General features: G+C 48.4%; 4 protein-coding genes, 4 tRNA genes and 1 rRNA gene. 8 read left to right on the top strand and 1 reads right to left on the bottom strand.

What is annotated here, in order from left to right; genetic code table 11:
- The first annotated feature begins 163 nt into the window (after positions 1-163).
- The 3 genes from rrf (at position 164) to birA (ending at position 2,426) form a co-directional block, all read left to right on the top strand.
- Positions 164-279, top strand: a 5S ribosomal RNA gene (gene rrf, locus JK231_RS25305).
- 150 nt (positions 280-429) lie between these two features.
- Complete coding sequence (murB, locus tag JK231_RS25300) at positions 430-1,467, top strand: UDP-N-acetylmuramate dehydrogenase (RefSeq protein ID WP_160834692.1); 1,038 nt, start codon at positions 430-432, stop codon at positions 1,465-1,467.
- Positions 1,464-2,426, top strand: coding sequence for a bifunctional biotin--[acetyl-CoA-carboxylase] ligase/biotin operon repressor BirA (gene birA, locus JK231_RS25295; RefSeq protein WP_211729913.1), 963 nt, complete (start codon positions 1,464-1,466; stop codon positions 2,424-2,426). The genes murB and birA overlap by 4 nt, the downstream gene beginning before the upstream one ends.
- Before the next feature lie 59 nt (positions 2,427-2,485).
- Here birA and coaA read toward each other — a convergent pair whose 3' ends face one another.
- The gene (gene coaA / locus JK231_RS25290) at positions 2,486-3,436 is read right to left on the bottom strand and encodes a type I pantothenate kinase (protein ID WP_097119822.1); all 951 of its coding nucleotides are present in this window, start codon (positions 3,434-3,436) and stop codon (positions 2,486-2,488) included.
- Positions 3,437-4,080: 644 nt separating this feature from the next.
- Between coaA and JK231_RS25285 the strand changes: the two genes are divergently transcribed.
- The 5 genes from JK231_RS25285 to JK231_RS25265 all read left to right on the top strand — a co-directional run.
- A tRNA-Thr gene (locus tag JK231_RS25285) sits at positions 4,081-4,156 on the top strand.
- Positions 4,157-4,164: 8 nt separating this feature from the next.
- A tRNA-Tyr gene (locus tag JK231_RS25280) sits at positions 4,165-4,249 on the top strand.
- Between the two features lie 190 nt (positions 4,250-4,439).
- A tRNA-Gly gene (locus JK231_RS25275) sits at positions 4,440-4,514 on the top strand.
- Between the two features lie 5 nt (positions 4,515-4,519).
- A tRNA-Thr gene (locus JK231_RS25270) sits at positions 4,520-4,595 on the top strand.
- A gap of 107 nt (positions 4,596-4,702) precedes the next feature.
- Positions 4,703-5,028 (top strand): GTP-binding protein (locus tag JK231_RS25265; protein WP_211729912.1); only part of this gene is annotated, 326 nt, incomplete at its 3' end.

Raw genomic sequence — 5,028 nt, 5'->3', positions numbered from 1 at the left:
GTAAGTGCAGCGATGCATTGAGCTAACCGGTACTAATGACCCGTGAGGCTTAACCTTACAACGCCAGAGGCGTTTTTTAGGAGACGCGAGTAGATTTTCAGCTTTGTTCAAACGGATTGGTTCGCGTGGTGACGATTGTCACGGCGTGAATAAACAGAATTTGCCTGGCGGCTGTAGCGCGGTGGTCCCACCTGACCCCATGCCGAACTCAGAAGTGAAACGCCGTAGCGCCGATGGTAGTGTGGGGCCTCCCCATGCGAGAGTAGGGAACTGCCAGGCATCAAATAAGTGAAGAAACCCTGAACGAAAGTTCAGGGTTTTTTTACGTCTGCAAATTGGCGAAATCAGGGCTAAAAGCCACGAAAACATCCCACCCGTGACTAACTGATCGGGTAAACTACGGCCAGATAAATCAGTAAAGGCCGTGAAATGTCCAGCCCCCACACTTCTCTAAAAGTTTTCAACACACTGGGTCTCGAAGTCAGTGCACAATCGCTGTATATCGCAGACACATCTGAAGCCATTGTTCGCGCATGGCAAGCGACTCAACAGGCGAATCAACCTTTCATCGTATTAGGTGAGGGCAGCAATGTGCTTTTCCTGGAAGACTTTGATGGTGGCGTGATCATTAATGCCATCAAAGGTATTTCACTTGAGGAAGAGGCTGAAGCATGGCATTTGCATATTGGCGCTGGTGAGAACTGGCACCAGTTGGTTGAGCATACTTTAAAGAAAGGGATTACCGGCCTGGAAAACCTGGCGTTAATTCCGGGCATGGCCGGTTCAGCACCTATCCAGAACATTGGCGCTTATGGTGTTGAATTTAAGGATATTTGCCAATACGTTGATGTGCTGCACCTGCCCACACAAAAAATCAGCCGCCTGAATCGCGAAGCGTGTCAGTTTGGGTATCGTGACAGTATTTTTAAACACGAGATGAAGGATAATCACGTCATTATTGCTGTTGGGCTCCGTCTGGCTAAGCAATGGAAGCCGGTGCTGAGTTACGGCGATTTAGCGAAACTGAATCCAGCCACCGTATGCGCATGGGATGTGTTTAATGCAGTTTGCCAAATGCGTCAGAGTAAACTGCCCGATCCGCGGGTAACGGGCAATGTAGGTAGCTTCTTCAAAAACCCTCTTATCACACGTGATTTGGCCAATGAGCTGTTAGAGGCATGGCCGGGGATGCCACATTACCCGCAGGCAAATGGAGACGTCAAATTAGCAGCAGGCTGGTTGATCGATCAATGCCATCTCAAGGGATACCAGATTGGCGGCGCTGCGGTACACCGCCAACAGGCGCTGGTATTGATCAATGAAAACCAGGCAACGCCAAAGGATATCGTTGCTTTAGCGCACGAGGTGCGGAACCACGTGGGTGAAAAATTCAATGTTTGGCTCGAGCCTGAGGTACGCTTCATTGGTGCTCAAGGCGAACGTAACGCCGTTGAGGTCATTTCATGAAAGATAATAGTGTTCCGCTGAAATTGGTCGCGCTGCTGGCTGATGGAGAATTCCATTCAGGCGAGCAGTTGGGTGAAGCATTGGGTATGAGCCGTGCAGCCATTAATAAGCATATCCAAACCCTGAAGAGCTGGGGTCTGGATGTCTATACCGTCACAGGAAAAGGATATAGCTTGCCTGCCCCCATTCAATTGCTGAATGAAACCGATATTCTTTCGCATCTGCATCAACCAGATTTAGATGTCATCCCTGTGATTGATTCTACCAACCAGTATCTGCTGGATAGGATGGATCAGTTGCCTTCTGGTCATGCCTGTATTGCAGAATATCAGCAAGCAGGCCGTGGCCGCCGTGGCAGAAAGTGGTTTTCTCCTTTTGGTTCTAATCTCTATCTGTCGATGTACTGGCGACTTGAGCAAGGTCCCGCTGCAGCAATGGGACTCAGCCTGGTGATTGGTATCGTGATGGCCGAGGTGATTCAGTCATTGGGTGCACCTGATGTGCGCGTTAAATGGCCCAATGATCTCTACCTGAACGACCGTAAATTGGCCGGGATTCTGGTTGAACTAACCGGCAAAACAGGCGACGCAGCGCAAATTGTCATGGGGGCTGGTGTCAATCTGGTGATGCGCTCAGAAGGAGCCGCTGAAATTAATCAGGGGTGGATTAATTTGCAGGAAGCCGGAGTTGAAATCGATCGCAATGAGTTGGCTGCAAAAATCATCAATAGCCTGCGCGAAGCACTGCCGATTTTCGAGCGTGACGGATTGGCACCGTTTGTAGAGCGTTGGGATGCTCTGGACAATTTTATCAATCGCCCGGTTAAGCTGCTGATTGGCGACAGGGAAGTTCATGGTATAGCACGTGGTATTGATAAGCAGGGTGGTTTATTACTGGATCAAGATGGCGAAGTAAAGTCCTGGGTGGGTGGTGAGATTTCGCTGCGTCCTGGCAATTAATGCGAATTGACCTGAGAAATTAAACGCCCAGGTAAGTTAGGGCGTTTAAATATGAAACGTTATTTTCTCAGGCGAACACTTTGCACGGCATGATCTGCAGACTTTGTCATTATCAGACTGGCGCGCTCCCGGGTTGGGAGGATGTTTTCGTTAAGATTCAGCCAGTTAATTTCTTTCCATAATCCGCGAGCAATATTTTCCGCCTCTTCTTTAGGCAATTGAGAATAATGGTGGAAATAAGAATCGGGATCGCTGAAGGCACCTTCACGGAATTTTAGGAAACGATTAACGTACCAGCGTTCTAATAATGTTTCAGGTGCATCGACATAAATTGAGAAGTCGACAAAATCAGAAACAAATACATGATGCGGATCGTGGGGATAATCCATCCCACTTTGCAGCACGTTTAAGCCTTCCAGAATCAGAATATCAGGCTGTTGTACCACCTTATCGCCATCCGGGATCACATCATAAATAAGGTGTGAATAAACCGGCGCCGTGACCTGGCTAGCGCCCGATTTCAAATCGGAGACGAAGTTCACCAGACGATGCATATCGTAAGATTGCGGGAAGCCTTTCTTCTTCATTAGCCCCCGTTCTTTCAACACTGCATTGGGGTGTAAAAAGCCGTCAGTTGTAATCAACTCGACTTTACGATGTTCTGGCCAGCGACTAAGCAGCGCCTGCAACACACGCGCGGTTGTACTTTTACCTACAGCAACACTGCCGGCAATACTGATGATATAGGGAATCTTTTGCCCGTTAGTGCCAAGAAACTGCTCCAGCACGGCCTGACGGCGCAGATTAGAACTGATATAGAAGTTAAGCAGACGTGAGAGCGGCAAATAGATTTCAGCAACCTCTTCTAAGGAGAGATCTTCATTGATACCGCGTAGTCGTTCAATTTCGCCTTCAGCGAGCGTCATTGGCACTGAGTCGCGCAGGGCGGCCCATTGCTGACGGTCAAACTGCAAATAGGGTGTAGTGAGTGGTGTCGTTTTTTTACTCATAAGTATGCATCTGACCGCAAATCCCGGCTCATCAACATCTTGTAGCGTCTGGCATACAATGATGCGTCGAGCTCAGTTGCACGTCATAGGGGGTAAGTAACGAGAACAATGGGCTGGAGGGTAACACCAGTGTCACTTTAAAAAGAAGCAAATTGATAAACCTGAGCACGCTTTCGTAAGCGTGCCCGCATTTTTATTATTGCTTAGTCGCTTATTACAATCGATTTTGCTGTAGCACCGCGTAAAATCTTTTCAGATTTTCCCTCGCTGACAACGTTGAGCCGTCTTCAGACAATCAATAATGCCTCCCTCTTTAACACGCCGACAGTGGCATCCGTTAACGAACAATCCCGTCTTGCATTGTGTTAGTTGAAAAAATGTTCAATCAAACCCGATCCAATAAAAAAGTTGCGCACTTTTAAATGAAAAATGGCGTTGTGCTTCTGGCGTGCGACGACCAAACCACGATAAGCCTCTGTAAATCACTTAGTGCAGCGGCGTAAAAACACACTGCATTTGGACGAAAATACTGCAAATGATGAGCGGTTTGCGATGTTTTGCACAAATAGTAAGCGATAGAACAATTTTGGCAATTTTTTTGTTGCATCCTGGGCTCGGTCTTCCCATAATGCGCTCCACTTGATGCCGGCTTAGCTCAGTTGGTAGAGCAACTGACTTGTAATCAGTAGGTCACCAGTTCGATTCCGGTAGCCGGCACCAATCAAGTAGGTGGGATTCCCGAGCGGCCAAAGGGAGCAGACTGTAAATCTGCCGTCACAGACTTCGAAGGTTCGAATCCTTCTCCCACCACCATCTCAACCACTTGGTTGAGCGTCAGATAAAATCTTTATCTGGCGGGTGAGTTCATCTCTCTCACCTTCGAATTCAGATTGCGGATTTTCGCAATCAAAGTCAGCCAGAAACTCTGGCAGGCTCGAATAATAGAAGGTCTTCTTTTATTATTCATAAGCTACAGAAAGAACAGGTAGCCGAGTTCCAGGATGCGGGCATCGTATAATGGCTATTACCTCAGCCTTCCAAGCTGATGATGCGGGTTCGATTCCCGCTGCCCGCTCCAGATGTGCTGATATGGCTCAGTTGGTAGAGCGCACCCTTGGTAAGGGTGAGGTCCCCAGTTCGACTCTGGGTATCAGCACCACTTCCTTTATCTCTCTCCTGATTCTCTCTCTGTAAACCAAACAGTCAGGCATTGCCTGGTTGATATGACGATATCTTCGATATATCCGTGTCTTAGAGGGACTAGCGATGGCTAAAGAGCAATTTCAACGTAACAAACTGCACGTAAACGTGGGCACCATCGGTCACGTTGACCACGGTAAAACCACCCTGACTGCTGCAATCACCACCGTTCTGGCTAAAACCTACGGCGGTAAAGCAAGCAAATTCGATGAGATCGATAAGGCGCCAGAAGAGAAAGCACGTGGTATCACCATCAACACTTCTCACGTTGAATATGAAACCCCGACTCGCCACTATGCGCACGTTGACTGCCCTGGCCACGCCGACTATGTGAAAAACATGATCACCGGTGCTGCGCAGATGGACGGCGCGATCCTGGTTGTTGCTGCGAC

This window comes from Pantoea sp. JGM49 (genome assembly GCF_018257655.1).
Classification (GTDB): Bacteria; Pseudomonadota; Gammaproteobacteria; order Enterobacterales; family Enterobacteriaceae; genus Pantoea; species Pantoea communis.
Note: the sequence above shows the minus strand (reverse complement) of the source record. Positions and strands in the feature narration are given on the sequence as shown.